Genomic DNA, 24,044 nt, shown 5'->3' with positions numbered 1-24,044 from the left:
TACCGCGATACATCACTGACGCATTATCGGCGCTCAGACTACGTTAAGCGCCCGCGCCGGTATCTCCGACAGCCCCTGATAAAGATGGCATAGCTCATCCGCGGTAGGACTCCGCTTACCGGTTTCAGCGAACGTCCGTAGCGCCTGCTGGATCAGCGGGATCTGCGTGTCATTCACCGCCAGACCAAGCTGCGAGAAAATCGCTTCCAGCGCCCGCCGCCCGGAGTGTTTCCCCAGCACCAGTTGATGCTGGCGCCCCAGTATCTGCGGGGCGATGCTTTGGTAACTTTCGACATCTTTCAGCAGGCTGGCGACATGGACCCCGGATTCATGAGTAAATACCCGTTCGCCGACCAGCGGCTGCCGATAAGGGATGGTTTCGCCCGCCGCCCGGGCCACCTGCTCGCAAAGCGCAGGCAGCCGTGTGGTATCAATGTGCGTATCGCCCAGCTGCGTGTGTGACAGCGCCAGCACTACCTGCTCCAGGGCAGCGTTACCCGCCCGCTCTCCCAACCCTAAAACGGTAGTGCTGACGTGTGTCGCGCCTGCCCGCACCGCGGCCAGCGTATTCGCCGTCGCCATGCCAAAATCGTTATGCGCATGAATTTCCAGTTCGCCCGACCAGTAGCGCCGCAGCTGTTGAATTTGCTGAAAGGCGGAGAACGGATCGAGTAACCCCAGCGTGTCGGCAAAACGCATTCGCTGCGCTCCCGATAAACGGGCCGTCTGCGCAACGGCCGCCAAATCTTTCTCACTGGCGCGCGAGGCATCTTCGCCCCCGATACACACGCTCAGCCCCAGCGATGATGCAAACCGGGTCAGTTCCCCCAATTGCCGCAGCATATCCGGCCATGACAAACCGACCTTGTACTGCCGTAAACAGGCAGAAACGGGCAGCGAGATATCCACCCAGTTCACCCCCAATGCCGCCGCCTGCCGAATGTCGCCCTCATTCAACCGGCACCAGGCCATCAGGGTGACATCGGGTAGCGTCTGGCGAATGCGATAAATGCGCGCGCACTCCTCTTCTCCCATGGCCGGGGTGCCGACTTCCAGCTCCGGCACTCCCGCGCTGACCAATGAGGCGGCAATAGCCAGCTTTTCATCCGCGCTGAACGCGACGCCGGGACTTTGTTCGCCATCGCGCAGCGTAGTGTCGTTAATGACGATGGGTTGCATGAGCGAAACCTCCCTGATTAGCCCCAGGCCGGCATGAACGCGCCGGGTTTATCCTGCTGCCAGTACGGGGACAGGGCGCGCAACCGATCAACGATCGCAGGCAACTGTTCCAGGACATAGTCGATTTCCCGCTCGCGCGTATAGCGCGACAGTGAAAAGCGAATGCTGCCGTGCGCGGCGGTATACGGAATGTCCATGGCCCGCATCACATGGGACGGCTCTAATGAACCCGAGGTACAGGCGCTGCCGCTGGATGCGGCGATACCGACCTGATTGAGCATCAGCAAAATGGCTTCGCCTTCAATAAACTCAAAGGCAATATTAAGCGTATTCGGCGTGCGCGGTTGTTCACCGCCCATCACGCGGGTACCGGCGATAGACTGCAACCCCGCCTCCAGCCGATCGCGCAGCGGCGCAATGCTGCTCATCATCATTGGCAGGTGCAGCGCGGCTAATTCGCTCGCCATGCCCATCCCGACAATACCGGCAATATTTTCCGTTCCTGCCCGCCGGCCGCGCTCCTGATGCCCGCCGCGCAACAGCGGACGGAAACGAGTACCGCGCCGCAGCCACAAACAGCCGGTGCCTTTCGGACCGTGGATTTTATGCGCCGAACAGGAAAGCATATCGATCCCGGAATCCGCGATGGCAATCGGTACTTTCCCGACGGCCTGCACCGCATCGCAGTGAAACAGAATGCCGTGCTCATGGGCGAGTCGCGCCATCTGCTCAATCGGGAACAATACGCCCGTTTCGTTGTTTGCCCACATGGCCGTCACCAGCGCCACGCCGTCATGCAGCAAGGCTCGATACGCATCCAGATCGAGCGCGCCCTGTTCGTTCACGCCCAGCCGATGAATCTTATATCCCTGACGTTCCAGATGTTCGCACACCGCCAGCGTCGCCGGATGTTCGACCGCGGTGGTAACGATCTCGCGACGGGACGGAAAAGCCTCCGCGGCCGAAAGGATCGCGGTAGAGGTGGCTTCCGTCGCGCAAGAGGTAAAAATCACTTCGCTGTCATAGCGGGCGCCCAACAGGCTGGCGACCTGTTCACGGGCACGGGCCAGCGCCCGGCGGGAAGGTTCACCGAAATCGTGGATGGATGACGGGTTGCCATATTGATCCTGCAAAAATGGCAACATGGCTTCCAGTACCATCGGGTCAATCCGGGTAGTGGCGTTGTTATCCAGATAAATGGGTTTCATTGTGCGCATTCCTTGAAGGCTGAAGAATGAATAATTATCCGGCGACAACCGGATCATCGGCGATAACACGGATGAAGCTGCCCAGCCGCTCCAGCAGTTTCTGCTGGAGCCAGCCCAACGTCATATCCGTCATCATGCAGCCATGGCAACTTCCCGACAGAGCAACCCGCACTTCGTTTTCCGTCACGTCCAATAGCGTGATATCACCGCCATCCATCAGGATATGCGGGCGCAGCCCGGCAATAACGTCCTCGACCGCCAGCCACTGCTGACTCTTTTCTGTTACGCTCTCAACAACCGGCTGGCCGTCGGCCGCGGCCAGAATATCGCTCAGCGTCTGTTCGATTTTTTCGTGACAGGCGGTACATCCCCCGCCCGCCTTGGTGTACTGGATCACCTCCTCCAGCGACGTCAGCCCGTTGGTCAGCACCGCACGTTTGATTTGTCCTTCATCAACGGCAAAGCATTTGCAGATCAATGCGCCTTCCTCATGATCGTCATCCAGCGTTTCGCCACGGTAGTTGGCAATCGCGACGCGCAGGGCCTCCTGTCCCATGACCGAACAGTGCATTTTTTCCGGCGGCAGGCCGTCAAGATAATCGGCAATGTCTTTGTTGGTGACCTGCGCGGCCTCCTCCAGCGTTTTGCCGATTATCAATTCGGTCAATGCGGATGACGAGGCAATGGCGCTGCCGCAGCCGAAGGTCTGGAATCCGGCCTCCTGGATCACCTCGCTATCGGGATCGACCCGCAACATCAGTCGCAGAGCATCACCACAGCTGAGAGAACCGACATCGCCTACCGCATTGGCCTGCTCGACTACACGGGCGTTGCGCGGATTAAAGAAATGTTCTTTTACCTTCTCAGAATAATTCCACATGCTCACTACTCCCGTTCATAAACGACTTATGCTGTTGATACTTCGCATGAACCACTATCACATCGGCATCCCAGAGGTTGAAATTCGACCCAGATGCCCTGCGTATCCGAACTGATACGGGCCTGCGCCAACTGTTGCCAATGCGGTGCGGAAGCCAATAACCGCAACCCTGCGATTTCCCGGCATTCTTCATCGGGTAACGCCTGGGAACGCCATATCATCTGCAATGACCAGCCCCGGCAGGCATCCCCTCTGACGACCAGCGCCAGCCCGGCGATGGTTTGTCCGTGCTGCTGCTGACGCAGACGGAGTTGATTTAGCGTCATTGCATCGATATGCATCATGGTTTTGCTCCTGTAGCTGTCATTTATCATTCTGCAAATGTGATACCAGTCACAAAAATGTTTTTTATCAGCAAGATAGCGTTTAACTCGGTTGTTGAGCTGCGACATAAACAACGGTAATTGTCGGTTTTGTCGCACTGCTTACAAGTCCCCCTCATACCACCCGCTTTCCTGCATCATGACGTTAAAACGGTTGCGGTCTTTCTGCCGCGGGGATTTTCTAATTCGTCCGTCGTCGCATAGCGCCTGCGCATCCGCCAGCAGCATGGCAATCGGCGTATTCATCTGTACATTGACCGCGCGCACGCCGATGCCCAGCAGTTGGCGGAAAGCCGTTTCCCCCACGGCGGTGCAGTACAACGAAAAACAGCCTTCCACCGCGTTGATGCGACTGATGAGCTTATCTTCGTTGTGTCCCTGACAAACGGTGAAATCGGCGACTTCCAGCAATTGCACTTCATCGCTGCGAACACCGTAAATCGCCAGCCGGGGCGAAGAGCCAAAATGTTGATCGACCACGCGGAGATCGACGCTGGCAAATGCAATGCGAATGATCCAGCTATCGGCGCAGGGAATGGCTAATTGACGGGCTAAATGCCTCATGGCCGGTCCTCCATGACGGGGTCCTGAACCGGGGTCAGTGAAAAATCCTGCTTCAGCGGCGAATGATAAACGGGCATTTCGCGGTGCGCCTGACGCATGGCATTAGCCAGCTCGAACAACGTGTCGCGAATACCGCTGTATCCTTGTCGCAAACGGCGAAACTCACCGATGCGGTCAAACAACGGAAAACCGATGCGAATCAGCGGCAGGTGGTATTTTTCCGCCAGTAGCGCCCCATGAGAATTGGCGCACAGTAAATCAATCCGCTGAGCACGCAGTCTGTCTTCCATATCCTCCAGATCGCCAATCTGGACTTCCGGGACCGGCAGTGACGATAAGCCCGGCTGATTCGCCGGGGCGACCACGCACTGCGGCCGGATCCCCTGACTGATGGCAAAATCCAGCCAGGCCGCCAGCAGATCGCCCTCTGCCGCAATCGCCAGCCGTTTATCCTGCAACCAGACATGCGTATCGATCATCGCATCCTGCAACTGACCGCGCTGGCGCTCGATCCAGGCTGGAACCTCCCGCCCTGAGATCATTTGCAGATGCTGGATAAAGCGATCGCATTGATCCATCGTCATCAGATGCGGCATCCAGAATGACGGCGTCTGACAACGGTTCTCCAACAGACGGGCCGCCCGCTGGAGCGAAACGCCAATGGCAATCGTGGAAACGCTCTGCCCCATCTGTTCCAGTTCACGTACCGACGTTCCGCCCTGGGTGAGCGCCAGGAAATCCCCTTCCGCCAGATGCCCATCCAGCGATCCGGCCAAGTCCGGCAACACGATCGGTTGCAGGCCAAAGGCTTCCACATAGCTGCGAATCTGTTCATGATCGCCGGGCGTCAGCATATGCCCCAGCAGCAGATTCACTCGCTTTTTGCGTATCCCTTTCGGCATCGTCGCCGGCACACACTGTTCAATAACGCTTTCCAACACCGCGGCATAGCCATTCTCCATCGAACCATAAAAATCCGGCGAACTGGCGGTGACAATAGCGACAGACTGGTATTTGGGATGCTCGGTACGGAACTGGCGTAACGCAAACGCGAGGTCGGCGCCCTGCGCTTCAGACAAGCCGGTGCTCAATATCACGATAAGCCGCGGATTGTGGCGCTCACACAGCACTGACAACGCCGTCAATACGTTATTGTTCGCCCCCATGATGGTCGTAATGGGGTCCATCGCCGTCGTTTGCAGCGGAATAGGTTCATGGAAATGCTGAATAAAAAACACTTTTGCAAAGGCGCTGCATCCCTGTGCGCCGTGGACCAGTGGAATGCAGCCATCCAGTCCCATGCTGGCTAAAATGGCGCCCAGCGGCTGCCCGCTTTTAATCGGACTGGTCGCAAGAGGTTTGACTGACTTGAGGATCTGAGCCATTGAATTTCTCCTTACTCAGTGTTGCCAGGGGGCCCGGCGACTGACCTGCGACCAGATGGGGCTTTCCAGCGTGAGACAGAGCTGGCGGGCGAGCGTCACGATGCCCTGATACCCGGCAAAGGCGTGTTCCCGTTCCTGATTGATGTCCAGAAACGGCAGGCGAGCCTTGTAGGCGGTGTACATATTGCGGCCACCGGCAATCATAATGTCGGCGTTGTAACGGTAGGCGGTATCCAGCAACAGGCGGGCATTGCCGTCATCCAGCATGACCGCGTTCTCTCCCATCAGTTCGCGAATGCGGAATTTATCCTCTTCGGTCGATTTTTTCGTGCCGGTAGCGACCACATCCAGCCCCAAATCCTGTAGCGCCGACACCACCGACCAGGATTTCACCCCGCCGGTATACAACAGCGCGCGTTTACCTTTCAGACGCTGACGGTAAGGAGCCAGCGCCTGATTGGCCGCCCGCTCTTCTTGTTGGATCAGCGTTTCGGCGCGGGCCTGTAAATCATCGTCCCCGAGCAGCCCAACCAGCGTACGCAATGAGGCGGACATTTCTCTGACGCCATAAAAACTGCCCTCAAACCAGGGCGTGCCATAGTGCAGTTCAAGATAGCGGGCGACGTTAATCAGCGCCCGCGAGCACACCAGCATGTTGGCTTCGGTGCGATGCAAGGTCTGAAGTTCGGCAAAGCGGGCATCACCGGACAAACTACCCAGTACGCGAATGCCCAGTTGATCCAGTAACGGCAGGACATGCCAGAATTCTCCGGCAATATTGAACTCGCCGATTAAACCAATGCTGTGACCTTTTTCTTCCGGGATAGCGAAATCTGCCGGCCAGGGCGCCGGCTCCCGTTGACCAACCACCCTCTTCGCCACGATATCGCCCGCGATGCGGTTACCCAGATTCTTGCTGCCGTAAAACCCGGCGGCATCAATCGCGATGACGGGAATATGATTGACCTGTTCCGCCGCACGGCACACGGCTTCGATATCATCGCCCTCCATCGCCGGCACACAGGTGTTGTAAATAAACACCGCCGCCGGGCTGTAGCGTTCAACAATATGCCGGATAGCGTGGAACAAGCGGCGTTCACCGTGTCCCATAATCACGTTCTGCTCGCTCATATCGGTAGTGAATCCCAGACGGTTAATCTGTGGTCCGGAACTATGGCTGCCGCGGTTATCCCAGGAACTGCCCGCGCACCCGATTGGGCCATGAACCAGATGGGCCACATCGGTAATCGGCAACAATGTGATCTGCGCACCGTCAAACGCACAGCCGCCCGCCGCCGTCCCCGGTTTGGGGGTGCTACAGCCAGATTTCTGACCGCCATTATGATCGCAGGCCGGCTGATCCATTAACGCCACGATTTCGCTATTTCTCATTACTTACCTCGGCACGGTTAGTGTGACTGCGTGAAGAACATTGCAATTGGCGCGCCATAGGATATTTCATTGATTTTTAATAAATTATCATTGTAGGTTGTGCGACAAAACCCACAATGATTGTCAATCCCCTTCACCCGCGGAGAAAGAACGGGCAAGCAAGATTCACAGTAAACGCTATGCTTTTTATCGCATCTATTGGATTTATTAACAGGACAAACAGTCATGCAGGACTATGCTTCCCCCGTCACCTCTTCCGTCAGTGCCCAAACACTCATCCACACGCTGACCGACATTGTCGGTAAATCTCATATCCTTACCGATAAACATAAAACGGAGCGTTACCGTAAAGGTTTTCGTTCGGGTCAGGGCGAGGCGCTGGCAGTGGTATTCCCCGCCTCGCTGCTCGAACAGTGGAACGTATTCAAAGCCGCCATTGAAGCAGGCCGCATCGTGCTGATGCAGGCGGCCAATACCGGCCTGACAGAGGGTTCCACGCCGAGTGGTGAGGGATACGACCGTGAAATTGTGATCATCAATACCCTGCGGCTGGATAAAATTCAGTTGCTGGATAAGGGACAACAGGTGGTGGCGCTGCCGGGCAGTACGCTATGGCATCTGGAGCGGATATTGAAGCCGCTGGGCCGCGAACCACATTCAGTGATCGGCTCTTCCTGCATCGGCGCGTCCGTGATCGGCGGTATTTGTAACAACTCCGGCGGCTCGCTGGTGCATCGTGGCCCGGCCTATACCGAAATGGCGCTCTACGGGCGGGTTAATGAACAGGGACAGGTAGAACTGATCAATCATCTGGGGATCGATCTGGGCAACACGCCGGAAGAGATTCTGACCCGTCTGGAGTCACAGCAATACCGCGAGCAGGATGTGATCCACGACGAACGTCAGGCATCCGACCATGAATATGCCGAGCGTATCCGTGATATCGATGCGGATACGCCATCGCGCTTTAATGCCGATGAACGACGCTTGTTTGAAGCCGCCGGCTGTGCCGGAAAATTGTCGGTTTTTGCCGTCCGTCTGGATACGTTCCCGGCGGAAAAATCCCAGCAGGTGTTCTATATCGGCACCAATCAACCCCAGGTGTTGACCGAACTGCGCCGCCATATCCTTTCCCGCTTTAAAAACCTGCCGGTGGCGGGTGAATATATGCATCGCGATATTTTCGATATTGCCGAAAAATACGGTAAAGACACGTTTGTCATGATCGACAAGCTGGGTACCGATAAAATGCCCCTGTTTTTTAATCTGAAAGGAAGGATGGACGCCCTCTTTGGCAAAGTGCCCTTGCTGCCGTCGCATCTGGTGGATCGCACCATGCAGAGCCTCTGCCATCTGCTGCCTTCCCATCTGCCTGAGCGCCTGAAAACCTATCGCGATCGTTTTGAACACCATCTGATGCTGAAAATGGCCGGTAACGGCATTGAAGAGGCTCGCCAGTGGCTGGAGCAGTATTTTCGCGACGCCGACGGTGAATTTTTTGTCTGCACGCAGGAAGAAGGCGCCAAAGCCTTTCTGCACCGGTTTGCCGCGGCGGGCGCCGCGATTCGCTACCATGCGGTACATAGCGACGAGGTGGAAAACATCCTGCCGCTGGATATCGCCCTGAAACGTAACGATCAAGAATGGTTTGAGCACTTGCCGGCGGAATTCGACGATATGCTGGTACACCGTCTGTATTACGGCCACTTCATGTGCTATGTCTTCCATCAGGATTACATTGTGAAGAAAGGCGTTGACGTGCATAAGCTGAAAGAGAAAATGCTGGCCCTGCTCGACCAACGTGGCGCAGAGTACCCCGCCGAGCATAACGTCGGGCATTTGTATCAGGCCAAGCCTCAGTTAAAGGCGTTCTACCAGCATAATGATCCAACCAATAGCTTAAATCCGGGAATTGGTAAAACCTCCAGGCTGAAAAACTGGGGCGGCGGCGACGGCGATAGCCATCACTAACCACCGGCCGGAACAGATCTTCACCCTCAGGGAAGAAACACCGGACAAAAGGCGGTTTCCCGCCGGCCTCTTCTGAATGAGCCGTATGGATACCGCAAAAGCCGATGATATGCTTCCGGCATATCATCGGCGGGCGCTTCATCTCCCGGGTTACAACCCAAACTGCCGCTGTCGCAGCGGGTTATCTTTCCCCAAACGTTTCGCCAGCCACGGTGGCATACGTTCCGCGATCATGTTCTGTAATGCCTGAAGCTGTTCATCAATAGTCGTATCGACGGGAACTTTGATCGGATGGATATTGCGCCGAATCACTTTCGCCGCGGCCGGTCCGCCAATCGATTCACAAAACAACAGGTGGCAATCCGTCAGTAGCTGTAAACGCCCTTCGTTGCCATCTTCTTCCTCTTTCGGCTGGTAACGGCGTAAGGCGCTCAGAAACGGGCCTTGCCGATCCCAGGCGTAAATGAAAAACAGACGGCACTGCCCGAAATGACCGTTTACCGTCAGTCCGTTACTGGAAGCAAACGCCACCTGTAACTGCTGACCGTGACAGCGTTCCGACTGTTCCGTCAAATGCGGGGGCAGATTGCCATTCAGGCAGTCCATAATTTGCTGCCAGCGCGTCACACTCAGGGCGGCATGGCCCAATGGCGCATGGCGGGAAAGTTCATCCAGCGACAGCGACGACAGACGTTCCAGCGTTAACGCTTCATTGCAGGTTGTTTCCAGCCATTTAATCAATGTGGCGGGGGTAATTTCTGGCAACAATTGGGCCAGAGCAAACAGCCGCCAGAAAAGTAAATCATCCCGAGTCAGGCTCATGCGCATCTCCGGTAGTAGTCATAATCAAAAAATCGTGGTCGACAGTCAGTTTTCACATTTTTTCGCCCGTAGCGTGACAGGAAACGCAGGTTTTGCCGTTAATGGCGCGATAAACCAGTCCTGCCCCCCTTCCAGCGCAATGCGACCGCCCCAGTAATCTGGCCGATCGAACTCCAGAAACGTGACTCTGGCCTCCAGATCTTTTTTGGCAATGTAGCAGTGCAGACCGTCAGCGCCCTGACGGAGAATGATGTTGGCCATGCGTCCTCCTGTGGATCGGCGAAAGCCCCCTGTATGAATAGGCAGAGGGCTTTTGTCGTTAGCGGATCAGGTCATAACCGTAATCGGTTTTACCCAGCTCCATCGTGTCGCTGTCCAGTTTTTCCAGTATGGCGTTCACCAGCGTGGTCAGCATCGTCATCGCCCCCTCATAGCCCCAGGTGGTTGCCCGGTGCAAGTGGTGACGGTCGAAGATCGGGAACCCGATGCGAATCAGCGGAACTTCAAATCGATCGCCTTTGGCTTTCGTATCACGCTGGATAAATTTGCCGTACGAGTTACCAATCATAAAGTCCGGCTGGCGGGTAAACATCAGCGACCGGAAATGCCACAGATCGCAGTTGATGAACACCTCGCTGTCTTTGCCATAGGGCGACGTCTCCAATACTTTACTCATGGCCTTCTTCCAGCGCTTGTTCCCGTTATGGCAGAGGATCACCGCAGGTTCACAACCAAGTTCCAGCAGGAATCTGGTGAGTCCCATAAGGAAATCGGGGTCGCCATAAATGCCAAAGCGTTTGCCGTGCAGCCAGGTATGGGAATCCAGCATCATATCAACCAGTCGCCCGCGTTCGAGCGCCAGCGATTCCGGAATCGGTTTTCCCGTCAGTTGACTGATGGTCATCAGAAATTCGTCCGTGGCCGCTAACCCCATCGGTACGCTGACTTCCGTTCCCGGCTGTCCCCAGTCTTCTTTCACCACTTTTTTAGTTTTGATTAAATGCCAGGGTTGCAACAACAGCGTATCAATCGCGTTAGGGGCGTCGCGCATTTCATCCTGCGTCGTCCCGCCGGCATAGAGACGGTAATGTCCGTCAGCCGGGGTATCCAGTACCTCTGACGGATCGGAAAGCAGCGAACACTCCACCGCCATCTGCGCCATCATCCGTTTCAGAACCCGATAGTTACCAAGATAGGTTTCAAATCCCGTCACCAGATTAATCTTGCCGTTGCTGCCAACCTGATAGCTTTCCGCGCTCTGGGTAAAGGTACGGGCAAACCCTTCAAACATATTGTCCCAGCCGGTAATGTGGCTGCCGATAAAGCTCGGGGTATGGGCGTAAGGCACCGGGGTGGACTCATCCACAAAGCCATCTTTTTTGGCATTGCTGATGAAGGCCTGCAAATCATCCCCGATCACTTCCGCCATGCAGGTGGTGGAAACGGCGATCACGTCCGGTTTATACAGCGCGCTGGCGTTCTGTAACCCCTGATTCAGGTTGTTATTGCCACCAAATACCGCCGCATCTTCGGTCATTGAGTCAGAGACACAGGCTACCGGCTCTTTAAAATGACGGTTAAAATAGGTGCGAAAATAGGCCACGCACCCTTGAGAACCATGCACATAAGGCAATGTTTTCTCAAAACCCAGGGAGCACAGCACGGCGCCCAAAGGTTGACAGGCTTTCGCCGGATCAATCGTCAGGGCCTCACGCTGAAAATTCAGCGCTTCATATTCCGGCGTCGTGCTCCATGCAAAGACTTCCTGTACGCGCTCCTTGCTGTGTGACTCTTCCCGCTCGCTTTTGCTGGCGAACAGCGCCTGATATTCCGGCTGCTCAAACAGCGGATAACAGGGTTTTACCTTCTCTGTATTCTGGCTCATCGTATTACTCCTCCCGCGCCACGAATCGGTGAACTAACGGGATAAACGGGTCGTCAGGCCTCAGGCGGATTTCAGCCAGGGCGCATTCAGCTGTTTCCAGCACGGGTTATTCAGCGTCATATCCATATCGCGGGCGAAGATGGCAAAACCGTCGTAGCCGTGATAGGGGCCGGAGTAATCCCAGGAGTGTATTTGCCGAAACGGCATCCCCATCTTCTGGAATACGTACTTTTCCTTGATCCCCGATCCCACCAGATCGGGTTTCAGGCGTTTGACAAACTCTTCCAGCTCATAGGTGCTGAGGTCATCAAACAGCAATGTGCCCTGTTTCAGTTCCGGCAAGGTACGGTCATAGTCGTCGTTATGGGCAAACTCATAGCCGGCGGCCATAATTTCCATGCCAAGATCGTCATAAGCGCCAATCACATGACGGGGACGCAACCCACCGACGTACAGCAACACCTTTTTCCCTTCCAGACGCGGACGGTATTTCGCAATAATCGCATCCGTTTGCGCCTGATAGCGGGCGATAACGGCTTCCGCATTCGCCTGGATCGTGCTGTCGAACAGCGCCGCAATTTTGCGCAGCGAAGCCGCGATCTGCGTCGGCCCGAAGAAGTTGTACTCCAGCCAGGGAATGCCGTATTTCTCTTCCATATGACGAGAGATATAGTTCATGGAGCGATAGCAATGCACCAGATTGAGTTTAACTTTTGGGGTGTTTTCCATCTCCACTAACGTTCCGTCTCCCGACCACTGGGCCACCACGCGCAGCCCCATCTCCTCCAGCAAAATACGGGAAGACCAGGCATCGCCGCCGATGTTGTAATCACCGATAATGGCGACGTCATACGGCGTGGCGACAAATTCCTGACCGTCACGGGCCGGCAAGACCCAATCACGGATGACATCGTTGGCGATATGGTGCCCCAGCGATTGCGATACCCCGCGGAAACCTTCACAGCGCACCGGGACGACCGGCTTACCGATCGCCTCTTTCGCTGAACGCGCGACGGCTTCAATATCGTCGCCGATCAGCCCCACCGGACATTCCGATTGCACGCTGATCCCTTTGGTCAGCGGAAACAGCAGTTCAAGTTCATCGATCAGCTTACGCAGCTTTTTATCGCCGCCGAACACAATGTCTTTCTCCTGAAAATCAGAGGTGAAGTTGATAGTGCCGAAACTGTCGATACCGCTCATACCGGTGTAATAATTGCGCCGTCCGGCGCGGGAATATTGCCCACAGCCAATCGGCCCGTGAGAGATATGCGCCATATCTTTGATCGGCCCGAAAACCACCCCTTTGGAACCGGCATAGGCGCAGCCGCGTACCGTCATGACCCCGGGCTGGGATTTGCGGTTGGAAGTGATGCATTTCCCTACCGATTCCATCCCGGCCTCTACCGTCATGATATGTCTGGCGCGTTCTTTCCGGGCCTTATCCGGAAAAACCTCCAGCACTTCCTGAATCAGCGCCTGATTTTGTTGCGTAATGGTGTCTGTCATATGATGACTCCTCAGATGGACGCCGCTTCTTCTGCCGCGGTTTTACCGATAATGGCTTCGTTTTCTTCATCCAGAATCCCGAACTCCATCAACAGGGCTTCCAGTTCATCCATGGTGACGGGCGTCGGCACGACCATCCTAGTGTTGTTGACGATTTTGCCCGCCAGCGTGCGATACTCATCAGCCTGCTTGCAGGTCGGATCGTATTCGATCACCGTCATACGGCGAATTTCGGCGCGTTGAACGATGTTGTCGCGCGGCACAAAATGGATCATCTGCGTACCCAGCTTATCGGCCAGCGCGATGATTAACTCATCTTCGCGGTCGGTCTGACGGGAATTACAAATCAACCCGCCCAGACGGACCTTGCCGGATTTCGCATATTTCACGATCCCCTTGCTGATGTTGTTAGCCGCATACATCGCCATCATTTCTCCGGAACACACGATGTAGATTTCCTGCGCCTTGTTTTCACGGATCGGCATGGCGAAACCGCCGCAGACCACATCGCCCAGCACGTCGTAAAACACGAAATCCAGATCGTCTTCATACGCGCCCTCCTCTTCCAGAAAGTTGATGGCGGTAATCACCCCACGCCCCGCACAGCCTACGCCGGGTTCAGGACCGCCAGACTCGGCGCAGCGCACGCCGCCATATCCGGTTTGCAGCACGTCCTCCAGTTCCAGATCCTCAACGGAGCCGACTTCCGCGGCCATTTCCATAATGGTGTTCTGTGCTTTGGCATGGAGAATTAAACGCGTTGAATCCGCTTTCGGATCGCAACCGATAATCATCACTTTCTTACCCAGTTCGGCGAGCGCCGCCACCAGATTCTGCGTGGTGGTGGACTTACCGATCCCACCTTTGCCGTAAATTGCACACTGACGGATTGCCATGGTGTCTTCCTCTTGTACAGTAAATGTCCCTGTTTATATTGCAGGGGACATACCACACTCAAAGAACAAACCAACCAATTGATTATTAATGATAAAAAACAAAAAATGCCTTACGATTCACGAGTGGTTAGGAACAATAACGTGACCAATTGTTGTAAAAGAGACAAAAGCGACAGGGGAAATCAGGCGGATGTTATGAATACCAACACACTTTCGTCACGTTGGCAGGTCATCAGATAGTGGGATTTTTAACCGGGGTTGGCGGCAGGATTGATTGCGTTCAAACCCTATCAGTCAGAGGTGAACGCAGGAATCCCCCGTCAGGCAATCTTTTTCGCCCGGAGCTGTGCGGAAATAGCCAGCTCCGCGGCCTTAAAAACGTGAGATTGCGCTATCGCCGTTTCGGTTCGATGCAGGCAGTCGTGGATTAGCGCATTAAAGAACGAACGCTCTAAACAATGCGGACATCAGGAAACTTCGCGACAAAAATATCCAGCCTGGCAGGATCGGGATCGAAAACCGAAACCAGCTCCGCCCCGGCGTCCACCAACTGACGGCACATATCATAGATATGGTTGTGTTCCAGCATGATCGCTGCAAATCGAATCGTCTTCACGCGTATTCCGGTTTCTAGATCTCAAGTCAATCAACATATCATACTGATGATAGACAGAAATGCAGAATATTGCGTTCATGATAATCCGCTATGAAATATAACCAGACGGTATTTATCCTCTGAACCACTCTCCACTACCTTTAAGCATATTCGTTACCCCGTTCTTCACGCCGCAGGGGTATTTTAATATTAAGAAGGTTGGGTGATATGGTTGATATCCAGGTCTGTAGTGACGATTCATTCGAGCAGCAGCTCATTGAGTGGCGACGAGAATTACATCAATACCCCGAACTTTCCAATCAGGAACATCAAACCACCACCCGCATTACCAACTGGCTGCAAGATAAAGGCATTCCCCTGTTGCCGCTGCCGTTAACGTCCGGCGTTGTCGCTGAGCTGGGCAACGGGCCCGGCCCGATTATCGCGTTGCGAGCCGATATTGACGCCCTGCCGATTGAAGAACTGACCGGCCTCCCTTTTCGCTCGAAAAACCCCGGGGTCATGCACGCCTGCGGACATGACTTTCATACGGCGGTGATGTTAGGCGCGGCCTGTTTACTGAAGAAATACGAAACCCGGCTCCCCGGCAGGGTACGCATCCTCTTTCAACCAGCCGAGGAAGTTTCAACCGGCGCGAAACATTTAATTCAGGCAGGCGCATTGCAGGACGTTTCTGCCATCTTCGGCTTACATAATGCCCCGGATTTACCCGCAGGTACGTTTGCCACCCGGGGCGGTCCGTTTTATGCCAATGTCGACCGTTTTTCTATCCACGTAACCGGCAAAGGCGCACATGCCGCCAAACCGGAGGAAGGGATTGATAGCATTGTGGCGGCCTGCAACATTGTTAATGCGTTACAGACATTACCAAGCCGCAGCTTCAGCTCTCTCGAATCGCTGGTCATCAGCGTTACGCGAATTAACGGCGGGAACACCTGGAATGTACTGCCGCAAACCGTGGAACTCGAAGGCACCGTGCGAACCTATAACACCCAGATCCGGGAACAGATTCCAGCCCGAATCAGGCAATTGATCCAGGGGATCACGCTTGCATTGGGCGCCCGGGCCGAGCTGCACTGGCAACCGGGCCCGCCATCGGTGGTCAATACCGATTTCTGGGCCGATTTTAGCAAAAAAATTGCTCAGGATGCGGGCTATCGGGTAGAAAATGCCGAGTTGCAGATGAGCGGGGAAGACTTCGCCCTCTATCTTCAGCAGATCCCGGGGACGTTTGTCAGTATTGGTTCAGGTAGCGAGTTTGGGTTGCACCATCCACAGTTCAACCCGGATGAGCACGCCATCGCACCGGCAGCACGCTACTTTGCACAACTGGCCGAAGCGGCGCTGCATCAGCAGCGCGTGCAAAGCGACGCATCAAAACACCCAATCCCCCTGCGGACTGCGCCTTCCTCACTGAAAGTGCAACAAAATTAATCAAAGAAGCGCCCAATAGCGTCCGGCGGCGAACACCCTCCTGAGTCTTCCTCGCACTCAGGATAGTTTCTCATCGCGGCACTACCACAGGATGATGTCAACGCGGTTTGGCGATATTGAATTGTTCCAGTGTCGGATTAACCGTTTTGGCAAAATCCGCTCGTCGATTTTTGAGTTTGCTTTTCGCATTGAAAAAACTGACCAACTCGGCAATACCCATACCAAGACTCAACGCTCCGCTGACGGCCCAGCCGACAGGCCCTGCCGCCGCGCCGACGGCGGAGGCCGCCGCAGCCCCGGCCGCTTCACCCGCCACCGCCCCCACCACACGTCCGGCTATCGCAGATCCCATTTTCCCCGCCAGCCCGATGGCGACTTTGCCGCCTGCGGATTGAGCCAGATTATCGGCATGCAGCGAGGCTTTGCTGAAATCCATAACGTGACGCGCAGTATCTTTAACCAGTTGATTTTCACTTTTCATCCCCGTGCCGCCAACGCCTTGCGACATCAGCATGGGCGGTTCAAGCCCCGCCGCTCTCCCCTGCGCCGGTGATGAAGAATGACGGGGCTGATTGATGTACGTTTGCGCCAAAACCGGATCGGATAACATGATGCGCTGTATTTCATATGGCACATCCTGCCCGAAATATTGAATGACGCCGCGGTCTTGTTGCAATTGATCAATACGCTGATTCAGCGCCCGTTCCGTCGCTGAAGTATCACGATACTGACGACCAGCAATGACCTGCTCAAGCGTCTGTTGCAACTTCACCAGTGTGGCGGCTTTCTGTGCAGCGCTGTATGACTCGGGTGAAGCAAAAACATCTTCATCCAGCTTGCTGATATCCGTTTTTTCCGCCAGCCCTAACGTCGCGGCATTATGCAGCGTATCGTCCACTTCCGCACGGCTGGCTGGCGCCTGTTCGTTAATCCAGCTGATCATATCTTTCATCATCAGCTTGCCATCATGCGCGACTCGGGCCAACTTCTCGCCCTTCACATCGGCATGCTCCAATAAACCGAATAAACCGGGATGCGACCACAGTTTAGCGGCGGCCTTAAGCTGTGGGGAAAGCGTGTGATTATCCTTTACCACCGCGTTAAGGTCGGTAAGCGTCGCGGTTCGATCCGTTTTGATCGGAGAAGAGTGCGTCGCCGATTTCGCGGGATCGGCCGCCCGAAGCAAAGGCTCATTCGCCAATAGCAGAGCGGAGGATCGCACCAGACGTAAAGCCTGGGGATCGGCGTCAGGATGACGGCGTACATATTCACTGACGGTTTTCGCCGCATCCTCCGCCCGGTGCGTCATATTTTTTACAAATGAAGAGATATCTCTGTTTGAGATAAAGCCATCTGCGACGCCACCATCCCTGCTGGTATCCATTGCCGTGTACAGCGCCGGATTTTCACGAATATAAGCCAGGGCGTTTTCCGCGTTTTTCCCACCGTCCCGCAGCATTTTGGCCGCCGCTAGCGGACGATTTAATTCTTTTGCGGCACTTTCCCTTTCCTTTTCCGGCAAATCGCTCAGCAATCCCGCCCATTTTTCCAACGCCTCAGGATTACTGTATTTGGACTGATCTATCGCATGAAGATTGGCAACCGGCGCTTTGCTGATGGCCACCGGCGTTGCCGCTGTCGGCAACCCTCCTGTCGGCGACAATGGCATCGAGGAACCCACGGAAACACGCTGATTCAGCTTCCCGGTGGACGCGTCTTCGGGGCTGGGCGGAGAAAACGTGCTACCAAAATCGATGGTCCGCGAACCGGCGGCCTTTCCCTGCGCCATCGTCGCCGGCTCGCGCCGCACGGCGTTGGCAACATCATGAGAAACGGTTCCCAACCAATTGCTCCCCCTTCCTTCTATACGATTCACCATTCTGTTTTCCACCCTGCTGCACCATTCATCAGAGATTACGTGGCAGAATGCGAACATAAGTTCCTTTTACGGCGAATAAAACGGGGATTGATTGAATGAATCAGGCCTCTGGTTATCACCTCACGTTATTGCTGCGTCCGGGGCAGTGGTTTTCAGTCGTCGCAAAAACGTGTTCACTGAGGAAATCGATAAACGTTCTGAGCTTCGGCGTGATATAACGCCCCGATGGCCAGACGACATGTAATCCTACCGTGCGTGCAACATGGTTATCGAGCACGGTACGTAACGATCCTGCCCGCAATTCGTTCTGTACGGAAAAATCGGGCAAACAGGCAATGCCCAGCCCCTGTAATGCAAAGCACACTCTGGTCTCGATATTATTGCAAACCATTGAAATGGGAATAGACAGGTCAGGCTCATTACGCAGCGGCCAGATTTCCAGCTTTCCGCTGTTTGGAAAACGATAGTGGAGACAAACATGCTGTGCCAAATCGGTCGGTTCCTGCGGCGTGCCGCGTTGTTCAAGATAGGCAGGTGATGCCACTAACAGCAGATTAAACTCGCCCAGCTTACGGGCTGACAAACGGGAATCCGTCAATTCTCCCGTACGCACTACGGCATCAAATCCTTCTTCCACCACATCAACCAGACGCTCGCTGAAATCAAGATCCATCTCAATCGCCGGATACTGACGCATAAACTCACCCAATGTCGGCAGCACCAACGCGCTCACCGGCGGCAGACTGACCCGCAAACGTCCACTTGGCATTTCTGTCGCCTGCGACAGTTCCTGCTCGGCGGCTTCAATCTCGGCCAGAATGCGCCGACTACGTTCAAGAAAGAGTATCCCTTCAGCGGTCAGCGTCATGCTGCGGGTACTGCGATGAAACAACCTTACCCCCAGTCTGGCCTCCAGTCGCGACACACTTTTCCCCACCGCCGATGCCGATACGCCCAGAATGCGTCCTGCCATCACAAAATTGCGCGTTTCCGCTACGTGTACAAATACGGTAAGACTGTTCAGACTATCCATATAGCTCTCATTGCGGACAAAAAAGTCCATAGATAATGGAAATCTACCCCGCTTTTTCCTGATTGCCTAGTCCTCTACATTGTCAATCATCTGCTGTTGAGTGAATAAGGAATCGGGTATGCCGAATACAACATCATCATTAATGCCGTCAGATGCCATTGACGAACGGTGGTCAGCCGGTCTGGATAAGGTCATTGAACAAGCGTTAAGCGAGCAGCGGCTTGTCGGTGCCGTAGTGAAAATAAATCGTCATGGGAAAAACGTATATCGCCGGGCGGCGGGTTTTTCCGATCGCGAGGCAGGACAGGCTATGCGCGAGAATGCATTATTTCGGTTCGCCTCCGTCAGTAAACTGATTGTCGCGACGGCGGCAATGGCATTGGTTGCGCAAGGCAGGCTGGCACTGGATGAAGATATCCGCCAATGGCTGCCCTATTTTCAGCCTCGTCTGGCGGATGGCGCCATTCCCGCCATTACCCCACGACAGTTACTCAGCCATACCGCCGGACTAGGCTATCGATTTTTAGAGAGCGACAGCGAAGGGCCTTACGCGCTTGCTGGCGTCTCTGACGGTATGGATGCGGCGGGTATTACGCTGGAAGAAAATCTGCGCCGGCTGGCGAGCGTCCCTTTACTCTACGCCCCGGGCTATTTCTGGGGCTATTCACTGGCAATTGACGTACTGGGGGCGGTTATTGAGCAAGCCAGCGGGTTGACATTGGACAAAGCGGTTCGCAAGCTGGTTACTGCGCCACTAAACATGAACGATACGGCCTTTTATACCCGTGATAGCGAGCGTCTGGCTACCGCTTATGTCAACGACATACCACGTCCTCACCGCTTGCAGGAAGGTGAGCGGGTTTCTTCCTTTGAAGGCACGATTGGCACCAACTTCTCGCCCGCACGCGCACTGGATCAGCAGGCATTCCCCTCTGGCGGGGCGGGAATGGTCGGCAGTGCCGATGACCTGCTGATACTGCTGGAAACGCTGCGATCGGGCGGCGCACCGCTCCTTCCCGCTACGCTGGTGGAAGAGATGGGGAGCGATCAAATTCAAGGGCTGATGCTGCCCGATGCGCCGGGTTTGGGCTTCGGTCTTGGCTTTTCCGTCCTGCGCGATCCGCAGGCGGCCAACTCACCCGAATCCGTTGGCACCTGGCGCTGGGGCGGTGTCTACGGTCACTCATGGTTTGTTGATCGGGCACAAGGATTCAGCGTCGTGGCGTTGACCAACACCCTGTATGAAGGGATGTCCGGCCGCTTTGTTTCCGATCTGCGCGATGCCGTCTACGGTATCAATACACCGGAAGGTTGGGTATGACCCGGACGTTCGCATCTTTTCCCCCGTCCGGCTTGCTGGCGCTGGCCGGGTGGTATTTATCGCCGGAGCGCTTCACCCGAACAAGGCAAGAGACAACGTCCCCTGCGGCCTTGCATGAAGAGTACTAACTTTTATGACCCTCCGGTGACTCTGAGAACAGACTGTTGATATCACGCGCACCGTGCAAGACACGCTCTATCCTCACTTCCGTATCTGTCGTGCCGTACAGGATAAGATAACGACCATAAGCACAACTTCTGATAGATAGCCCCAATTCCGGGCGTTCACGGTAAAACCAGGGATTGTCGCCTATCAAACAACACTGTTGGTACAGGTTTTCGGTAAAGCTAAGTGCTCGTACTGGGTTATCTTGCGCAATATAGTCACCTATCTCCTCGATATCCCGTTCTGCCAGCGGCGATACGGTCAATTTCATTCCGCTTTCTCACCTTCAGCCATGCGCCGGTATTTCTGCGACAGACGCCCGAACACCGCTTCAGCATCCTTACCCTTTCCGCTGTTCATACCCAACGCTACCGCTGTCCGTAACGCATCAAGCTTTATCTGCTGCTCTCGCTCTTCCAGTGCCCGCAACCCCGCCCGGATGACTTCGCTTACATTGTTGTAACGACCACTTTCGATTTGTTCACGGATAAATTGCTCGAAGTAAGGACTTAACGCGATACTGGTTGCCATCATTGCCTCCAACCATACGGAATACTATCTATTAGTATCTGTAAGTATTTTCTTCCTTTCCAGCGCCGTCAACCCCTTCTTACTGATGCGCATCTTCATCCGATGTCAGGTCGGCCAGTACGAAACTTAAGCTCAGCGGCAAGTGGCTGGAAGAACTCGGTTTTAATACCGGCCAACCGGTTATCGTCATCGTTGAGCGGGGAAAGCTGGTGATTGAGGCTGAACTGAGGTTCTGACGGGTAAAAATAACGATCCCGGCCAAGTGACCGGGATCGTTATTAAGTGATATTTCGCTCTGCTTGTTCAATAAGGGAGCGAAATTCATTAAAATTAAAACTCCAGCTCCCCCCATCAGGACAAGTAAAAATCTCTATTCGCAGACCAAGATCAGGCTCATTTGAGATCTCTGCAACTTGGTTAGCGCCATAATAGATCTCATAAACAACGTTATCTCGGTCTGGCAAACTTGCTATTTGTGCAGTTAATTTACTCGTCATTTTGGCGGTTCCAAGAAGCCTATAAGTTTACCTTGTGCATCATAACGTAACCCACGTCCACTAGAAGAAATTACGTCAGTTACTTGCCCATAACGCCCTGTATTACTCTGAACAACGGACTTATTCGGATCGTTCAGAATGCGATCTACAATTTTTTGGCCTTGATCATTTATTGACGATGGATTGCCCTTTGCTGAGGGGAAGGCACTTCCTTCACGACTTCCATGTTTTTGAAGAGCACGTCCAGCAAGAGTTAGATCGCCTTTTTTAGAGGCTGGATCGATATGTTTAGCGCCATCAGATAGTTCATCAATCGACCATTTCCCAATTTGATTGCTATCTTTATTCCTTGCATTCTCTTCATCCTGCGGCTCCCAACCGCCCGGTGTGCCTGACCCCGTTCCGCCAAGCTCGACTTTTTGCTCGTTGGTCAGATCCTTACCGAGATTCGGATTAGATGAAGTATCCGGCGCATACTTATCCTGCAACGCGCCCAGATATTTCCCGGTGATCTCATCATTGCCCATCATTTGCAATGTGACAAGATGCTCCAATTCCTCCGACGAGAGCTTGTCCGCGATTTCTTTCGCTACAACACCGGTAATGCCCGCTTTCACGCCGATTTCAAGTAACTGTTCTGCTATCTTGGTTCGGCATGGTGACGCTACTGCACATCCTTCAACCAGCGCCTTGCCGAAGAAGTTATTCTCCACAACAACTTCTTCTGTTGCGGACTCAGCCAGCGAACAGAACTTTTCCCTGTGCAGTCAGCCAGTTACAGCCGGTTTTTCCTGATACGTTTCGATGCCCGGACACCCAAGCCCCGATACGCACTTTTTCACCCCGGCACGCTACCGCCCCGCCGTGACTTTGCCGCCTGCAACCGCCACATCATAGCAGCGGCGCGAGCCGTTCCACAGCTTGCCTGTGGGACGGTGAAGCGTCTGCCGGGTGCGGGCTGGCGAAGCCCGCAGGTGAACGCATTCGCGGTGAGGCCCCCGGCGGGGGCCGCACGGGGCGGAGATGGCGAGCACGGCAACGAGCAAGGAGCCTGCGACTGCGAGCCGGGCACAGCCAGTGCAGCGGGGTTGGGGCGGGGACGAGGTGAAGCCCTTCATTCGGTACTTCGGTGCAAAAACTATATGATATTTACAGTTCCATCGGGTATGCGCTAAGCTCTTTTCGTCCCCCATTGGGACCCCCTTTCGATTTCTTGTTTAACTTTTGCAGTTGCCAGACCGCAAGGTGTTTTAACAAATCAAAAGGGGTTTTTATAACCGGCTTATAGCCGAAAGCTTTACGGAACCCCCAGCCTAGCTGGGGGTTTTCTGTGCACAAATAAATCCCGGCCAGTTGGCCGGGATTTATTAATACTCAGAGTGGTAAATAATATTATAGGTATCTCCAAGTTCTTCCTGAAGAAGATGCGCCAGTTTATAACCATCATCAATAAACCGTTTTTCTTCCTCTTTATTTTTAAAACCAGACGATGCCGGATCATCCATATTAAGTATGGCATCATACCGTTCAGCCCATTCTCTGAGACTATATTTCAATTCCGATGATATCGGCAGTTCCTCAGGAGATATATCTCCAAAATCTTCTGGGGTTGTCCCCCATAATGGATGACAATGATAGTCAGCCATCAATTTTATTTTCTTCATTTGACTGAACCTCGCAAGTTAGCACCTACGATATACCCGTTATTTCCTACAGTGACGGCAATATTGTATTTCTTACCGTTTATTATAGTTTCATATATTGGCCGACCAGTACCAGATCCTTGATAACCAACTATTTTACCATCGGTGACAGCTTTCATTACCACATCAGGAATACGCGCCTCTGATACACCTATTTGTGCAAATTGACTACCATGTTCTTCGACAATATGCTGTAGTCCTGCTGTAGAATTACCCTTCTCAAGGAAAATGATCTTCCCGCTATTATCCTTTGCAGCACTCACAACATTTTCAGGTGTAAATTTAATACCCTGAGTTGTCATTTCCTTAAATAATGATTTAGTTGTAAAACTATTTTTTGCTATCAGAACAAGATCTTTACCCAGTATTCCCAGTGATGCCACTGCTGCTTGGTTCTCCGGATCTGATGCAAACGCTGCAAATTTTGTCCAGCCGGGGCTGTTTACATCAATATTCGCCAGATCCTGTCCGTTCCACTGCTGAACGTAAGCTTTGGCTTCCTCGCTAGACATCACATCGACACCGGGAAGATTCGCCAGCCAACCCGGACGATCCGCCATATCCGAACCACCTTGAGCGACATCCTTATCAACAACCTGTGCTTCCAGTGGATTATCTTTCAGTTTCTGATCGGTTTCGGCGCTTTGTTTGTCGCTGACCTGTTTCCACTTATCAATAACAGCCTGGCAGTCGCCACCGGATTTCCGGCAATCTGACAGCTCTTTATCAAAACTCAGTGCCTGACTGGCGCTCAACGAGTTATTCTCAACAACACCCTAACGACCAGGGTT

25 protein-coding genes and 2 pseudogenes are annotated in these 24,044 nt (G+C 54.1%); 4 read left to right on the top strand and 23 right to left on the bottom strand.

Translation table 11 applies throughout. The features are described from left to right. Nucleotides 1-33 precede the first annotated feature (33 nt). The 7 genes from nifV to nifE form a co-directional block, all read right to left on the bottom strand. On the bottom strand, nucleotides 34-1,179 hold the full coding sequence (gene nifV, locus DDT52_RS04235) for a homocitrate synthase (RefSeq protein ID WP_136155238.1): 1,146 nt from the start codon (nucleotides 1,177-1,179) through the stop codon (nucleotides 34-36). Nucleotides 1,180-1,196: 17 nt separating this feature from the next. After that, complete coding sequence (nifS, locus tag DDT52_RS04230) at nucleotides 1,197-2,387, bottom strand: cysteine desulfurase NifS (RefSeq protein WP_136155237.1); 1,191 nt, start codon at nucleotides 2,385-2,387, stop codon at nucleotides 1,197-1,199. Between the two features lie 34 nt (nucleotides 2,388-2,421). After that, on the bottom strand, nucleotides 2,422-3,267 hold the full coding sequence (nifU, locus tag DDT52_RS04225; RefSeq protein WP_136155236.1) for a Fe-S cluster assembly protein NifU: 846 nt from the start codon (nucleotides 3,265-3,267) through the stop codon (nucleotides 2,422-2,424). Nucleotides 3,268-3,293: 26 nt separating this feature from the next. Next, complete coding sequence (locus DDT52_RS04220; RefSeq protein ID WP_136155235.1) at nucleotides 3,294-3,611, bottom strand: hypothetical protein; 318 nt, start codon at nucleotides 3,609-3,611, stop codon at nucleotides 3,294-3,296. A gap of 141 nt (nucleotides 3,612-3,752) precedes the next feature. Then, nucleotides 3,753-4,214 carry a NifB/NifX family molybdenum-iron cluster-binding protein gene (locus DDT52_RS04215; protein WP_136155234.1) on the bottom strand — a complete coding sequence of 154 codons (462 nt, stop codon included), beginning with the start codon at nucleotides 4,212-4,214 and terminating at the stop codon, nucleotides 3,753-3,755. Next, nucleotides 4,211-5,599 (bottom strand): nitrogenase iron-molybdenum cofactor biosynthesis protein NifN, encoded by a 1,389-nt coding sequence (gene nifN / locus DDT52_RS04210; RefSeq protein ID WP_136155233.1) that lies wholly within the window; start codon nucleotides 5,597-5,599, stop codon nucleotides 4,211-4,213. Before nifN ends, DDT52_RS04215 begins: the two co-directional genes overlap by 4 nt. A 15-nt stretch (nucleotides 5,600-5,614) precedes the next feature. After that, nucleotides 5,615-6,991, bottom strand: a complete 1,377-nt coding sequence (gene nifE, locus DDT52_RS04205) for a nitrogenase iron-molybdenum cofactor biosynthesis protein NifE (RefSeq protein WP_136155232.1) — start codon at nucleotides 6,989-6,991, stop codon at nucleotides 5,615-5,617. Between the two features lie 225 nt (nucleotides 6,992-7,216). On the opposite strand from nifE, the gene dld reads away from it, so the two are divergent. Then, entirely contained in the window at nucleotides 7,217-8,962 is a 1,746-nt protein-coding gene (gene dld, locus DDT52_RS04200; RefSeq protein WP_136155231.1) for a D-lactate dehydrogenase, read from the top strand. A 150-nt stretch (nucleotides 8,963-9,112) separates the two neighbouring features. Here the strand turns inward: dld and DDT52_RS04195 are convergent, their stop codons facing one another. The 6 genes from DDT52_RS04195 to DDT52_RS04170 form a co-directional block, all read right to left on the bottom strand. Beyond that, nucleotides 9,113-9,778 carry a NifB/NifX family molybdenum-iron cluster-binding protein gene (locus DDT52_RS04195; RefSeq protein WP_168709728.1) on the bottom strand — a complete coding sequence of 222 codons (666 nt, stop codon included), beginning with the start codon at nucleotides 9,776-9,778 and terminating at the stop codon, nucleotides 9,113-9,115. Nucleotides 9,779-9,829: 51 nt separating this feature from the next. Beyond that, complete coding sequence (nifT, locus tag DDT52_RS04190) at nucleotides 9,830-10,045, bottom strand: putative nitrogen fixation protein NifT (RefSeq protein WP_136155229.1); 216 nt, start codon at nucleotides 10,043-10,045, stop codon at nucleotides 9,830-9,832. Nucleotides 10,046-10,103: 58 nt separating this feature from the next. Then, on the bottom strand, nucleotides 10,104-11,669 hold the full coding sequence (gene nifK / locus DDT52_RS04185) for a nitrogenase molybdenum-iron protein subunit beta (RefSeq protein ID WP_136155228.1): 1,566 nt from the start codon (nucleotides 11,667-11,669) through the stop codon (nucleotides 10,104-10,106). A 60-nt stretch (nucleotides 11,670-11,729) separates the two neighbouring features. Then, entirely contained in the window at nucleotides 11,730-13,178 is a 1,449-nt protein-coding gene (nifD, locus tag DDT52_RS04180) for a nitrogenase molybdenum-iron protein alpha chain (protein WP_136155227.1), read from the bottom strand. Between the two features lie 11 nt (nucleotides 13,179-13,189). Further along, nucleotides 13,190-14,074: a nitrogenase iron protein gene (nifH, locus tag DDT52_RS04175; protein ID WP_136155226.1), complete on the bottom strand. Its 885-nt coding sequence runs from the start codon at nucleotides 14,072-14,074 to the stop codon at nucleotides 13,190-13,192. Between the two features lie 451 nt (nucleotides 14,075-14,525). Continuing rightward, nucleotides 14,526-14,690 carry a hypothetical protein gene (locus DDT52_RS04170; RefSeq protein ID WP_247595479.1) on the bottom strand — a complete coding sequence of 55 codons (165 nt, stop codon included), beginning with the start codon at nucleotides 14,688-14,690 and terminating at the stop codon, nucleotides 14,526-14,528. A 207-nt stretch (nucleotides 14,691-14,897) separates the two neighbouring features. Between DDT52_RS04170 and DDT52_RS04165 the strand changes: the two genes are divergently transcribed. Beyond that, nucleotides 14,898-16,124: a M20 peptidase aminoacylase family protein gene (locus tag DDT52_RS04165; protein WP_136155225.1), complete on the top strand. Its 1,227-nt coding sequence runs from the start codon at nucleotides 14,898-14,900 to the stop codon at nucleotides 16,122-16,124. Between the two features lie 97 nt (nucleotides 16,125-16,221). On the opposite strand, the gene DDT52_RS04160 is transcribed toward DDT52_RS04165, so the two are convergent. Next, entirely contained in the window at nucleotides 16,222-18,003 is a 1,782-nt protein-coding gene (locus tag DDT52_RS04160; RefSeq protein ID WP_136155224.1) for a type III effector HrpK domain-containing protein, read from the bottom strand. 115 nt (nucleotides 18,004-18,118) lie between these two features. After that, entirely contained in the window at nucleotides 18,119-19,036 is a 918-nt protein-coding gene (locus DDT52_RS04155; protein ID WP_136155223.1) for a LysR family transcriptional regulator, read from the bottom strand. Between the two features lie 142 nt (nucleotides 19,037-19,178). Here DDT52_RS04155 and DDT52_RS04150 point away from each other — a divergent pair, with 142 nt between their 5' ends. Continuing rightward, nucleotides 19,179-20,357: a serine hydrolase domain-containing protein gene (locus tag DDT52_RS04150; protein ID WP_136155283.1), complete on the top strand. Its 1,179-nt coding sequence runs from the start codon at nucleotides 19,179-19,181 to the stop codon at nucleotides 20,355-20,357. After that, nucleotides 20,354-20,485 carry a hypothetical protein gene (locus tag DDT52_RS21365; RefSeq protein WP_281728897.1) on the top strand — a complete coding sequence of 44 codons (132 nt, stop codon included), beginning with the start codon at nucleotides 20,354-20,356 and terminating at the stop codon, nucleotides 20,483-20,485. Before DDT52_RS04150 ends, DDT52_RS21365 begins: the two co-directional genes overlap by 4 nt. Here the strand turns inward: DDT52_RS21365 and DDT52_RS04145 are convergent. The 8 genes and pseudogenes from DDT52_RS04145 to DDT52_RS21025 form a co-directional block, all read right to left on the bottom strand. Beyond that, a complete protein-coding gene (locus DDT52_RS04145; RefSeq protein ID WP_136155222.1) occupies nucleotides 20,482-20,793 on the bottom strand; it encodes a type II toxin-antitoxin system RelE/ParE family toxin in 312 nt (103 codons plus the stop codon). The two genes, DDT52_RS21365 and DDT52_RS04145, sit on opposite strands and share 4 nt — an antisense overlap. After that, nucleotides 20,790-21,053, bottom strand: coding sequence for a type II toxin-antitoxin system ParD family antitoxin (locus DDT52_RS04140; protein WP_136155221.1), 264 nt, complete (start codon nucleotides 21,051-21,053; stop codon nucleotides 20,790-20,792). Before DDT52_RS04140 ends, DDT52_RS04145 begins: the two co-directional genes overlap by 4 nt. Nucleotides 21,054-21,132: 79 nt before the next feature. Beyond that, nucleotides 21,133-21,378: a hypothetical protein gene (locus DDT52_RS21130; RefSeq protein ID WP_247595478.1), complete on the bottom strand. Its 246-nt coding sequence runs from the start codon at nucleotides 21,376-21,378 to the stop codon at nucleotides 21,133-21,135. Further along, entirely contained in the window at nucleotides 21,332-21,550 is a 219-nt protein-coding gene (locus DDT52_RS21410; RefSeq protein ID WP_136155220.1) for a hypothetical protein, read from the bottom strand. The genes DDT52_RS21130 and DDT52_RS21410 overlap by 47 nt, the downstream gene beginning before the upstream one ends. Continuing rightward, a complete protein-coding gene (locus tag DDT52_RS04125) occupies nucleotides 21,547-22,263 on the bottom strand; it encodes a hypothetical protein (protein WP_136155219.1) in 717 nt (238 codons plus the stop codon). The genes DDT52_RS21410 and DDT52_RS04125 overlap by 4 nt, the downstream gene beginning before the upstream one ends. 399 nt (nucleotides 22,264-22,662) lie before the next feature. Further along, nucleotides 22,663-22,743 (bottom strand): annotated as a pseudogene (locus DDT52_RS04120) (IS200/IS605 family transposase); the annotation flags it as partial. A 174-nt stretch (nucleotides 22,744-22,917) separates the two neighbouring features. Then, the gene (locus DDT52_RS04115) at nucleotides 22,918-23,214 is read right to left on the bottom strand and encodes a hypothetical protein (protein WP_121590335.1); all 297 of its coding nucleotides are present in this window, start codon (nucleotides 23,212-23,214) and stop codon (nucleotides 22,918-22,920) included. Further along, nucleotides 23,211-24,023: pseudogene (locus tag DDT52_RS21025) on the bottom strand (VENN motif pre-toxin domain-containing protein); the annotation flags it as partial. The gene DDT52_RS04115 and the pseudogene DDT52_RS21025, both read right to left, overlap by 4 nt. Between the last annotated feature and the right edge of the window lie 21 nt (nucleotides 24,024-24,044).

The organism is Brenneria roseae subsp. roseae (assembly GCF_003115845.1).
In the GTDB taxonomy this organism is placed as follows: domain Bacteria; phylum Pseudomonadota; class Gammaproteobacteria; order Enterobacterales; family Enterobacteriaceae; genus Brenneria; species Brenneria roseae.
This window is presented reverse-complemented; position numbering and strand designations above follow the sequence as displayed.